This is a genomic window from Jiella flava, assembly GCF_017349315.1.
Classification (GTDB): Bacteria; Pseudomonadota; Alphaproteobacteria; order Rhizobiales; family Rhizobiaceae; genus Jiella; species Jiella flava.
In genome coordinates this window covers 1-1,657 of the sequence record NZ_JAFMPP010000036.1, presented here as the reverse complement: position 1 = coordinate 1,657, position 1,657 = coordinate 1, and the positions used below count along the sequence as shown (strand labels likewise).

General features: G+C 54.2%; 3 protein-coding genes and 1 pseudogene. All 4 read left to right on the top strand.

Features of this window, described 5'->3' with window-relative positions; translation table 11 throughout:
- On the top strand, window positions 1-543 hold a 543-nt coding region (locus J1C48_RS18660; protein ID WP_207259506.1), incomplete at its 5' end, for a GH-E family nuclease.
- Window positions 544-551: 8 nt separating this feature from the next.
- The gene (locus J1C48_RS18655; protein ID WP_207259505.1) at window positions 552-1,013 is read left to right on the top strand and encodes a hypothetical protein; all 462 of its coding nucleotides are present in this window, start codon (window positions 552-554) and stop codon (window positions 1,011-1,013) included.
- Window positions 1,010-1,453: a tetratricopeptide repeat protein gene (locus J1C48_RS18650; RefSeq protein WP_207259504.1), complete on the top strand. Its 444-nt coding sequence runs from the start codon at window positions 1,010-1,012 to the stop codon at window positions 1,451-1,453. Before J1C48_RS18655 ends, J1C48_RS18650 begins: the two co-directional genes overlap by 4 nt.
- Before the next feature lie 15 nt (window positions 1,454-1,468).
- A pseudogene (locus J1C48_RS19070) lies at window positions 1,469-1,657 on the top strand (hypothetical protein); the annotation flags it as partial.

Sequence of the window (1,657 nt, the reverse complement as noted above, 5' to 3'; positions counted from 1 at the left end):
ACGGGCCAGGGCCTGTCCGGCGAGATTGCCGCTGGATCGGCGGCGGCGAAGGCAGAAGGGCGCGCCGCGGCGTCTGCGGGCGATGATCTCGCCGAAGCGGAGGCCTCGGCCGCACGCAATGCCGAACAGCCCGGAGTTCAAAGAGCGAGCGAGGACGGCAGCGCAGGCGCAAGGAGTACACGCAAGCTATCATTGCGAGAGCGCTATCTTGGAAAGACACCGGGGAAAAAATCAAAAACCGGCAAGGCCGTCATTGCGCGGATGAAAAAGGATGGCAAGATTAGGGTCAATCCCAAAACCGGAGCAACCGAGTTCAAAGCTTCCAACAACGAATGGTACGATCTCTCCCGTGCTGATATGGCCCATAAAACCGACGCGGTAACTTGGTGGAATGAAACGGGTCGCTCTTACGGTGCCAAGGCTCCCGAGGTCCGGCAATGGATGCTGAATTCAGATAACTACTATCTTGAACTTGACTCCATCAATCGTTCACAGGGTGCCATCCTTGGCCAAACCCAAACCTATCTTCCCCCATTGAAATAGGGACTGTGATGAGTGAGATGATCAAACGCACGGAACTTCCAGATGAAGTTCGGAGTAAAATAGATAATGTTCTCAAGGCTGCTGGAGACGCTCATCGGCAGGTAGATCTGGTTCAAGAAGAAATTCTTTCTCTAAATGCCTGGAATTTGCTACCAGAACCGAAGCTAGGATGGGAGTTCTATTCAAATATTATTCCTAGGGATAACATGATTTTCTTTCGAGATACGAATCAATTCGATAAAGCTCTGCATTGGCTCGATATCACGAGAAAATCCTATGGATCGACAAAAGAGCGGCCCGATCAGGTCATCGAATTTTATGCCGCGACGATCTACTTTGAAATGGGGCGTTACGATGATGCGTTTGCGATATTTGATTGGCAATACAAAAAATGGAAAACTCTGCCGTTCAAAGGCGCCGACAAAAAATACCTCGATTTTTATTTAAGGAAAAAGGCGAAGAGGTCATGAGCGATTTCGCCGAAGACGAATTGCCGGACGATATCTATGATCAGATCAAGGTTTTGTCCGAACGCGGAAATGTCATGCTGGAAGCCGGTGATGCGGACGGTGCCATTGCGGTGTGGCATGAAGCCTTGGGCATGCTGCCTTCTCCACAAAAGCGGTGGGAGGCCTGGGTTTGGCTCAATGCGTCTCTCGGGGAGGCCTATAGAGACAAAGGTGACCTTCAGCGCGCCTTGGCGTGTTTTCAGGCCGCTGCGGCTGGCGCGGATGGGCATATGAACCCGTTCGTACTGATCAGTCTTGGCGCCACGCTCTATGACCTCGGGCGGACCGATGAGTCCACCGATCCGCTGCTGCGCGCCTTTATGCTCGAGGGCAGAGAGATCTTCGACGAATATGGCGGTCCCTATCTCGACCATCTGCGTCAGAAGGGGCTCATCGACTGAACGAAGGCCCGGATAACCATCGCGCAGGGCTCGTCGGACCGCAACCATATCGACGACTGGCGAAGGCTTTATCCCTACGTCCCCGGCAAGCGGGCGGGCCGGGACTGGAATTTCGAGACGCCGCAGATGGTGCCGGGGGCGGAGACGCCGGGGATGGTGGCGCTGCCGGAAAACGCTTACCGGGAGCTCTACGAATATCCGGCG

Excerpts from the sequence above, each read along its gene's own strand:
- J1C48_RS18655 (WP_207259505.1), top strand. The coding sequence starts at position 552 with ATGAGTGAGATGATCAAACGCACGGAACTTCCAGATGAAGTTCGGAGT.
- J1C48_RS18650 (WP_207259504.1), top strand. The coding sequence starts at position 1,010 with ATGAGCGATTTCGCCGAAGACGAATTGCCGGACGATATCTATGATCAG.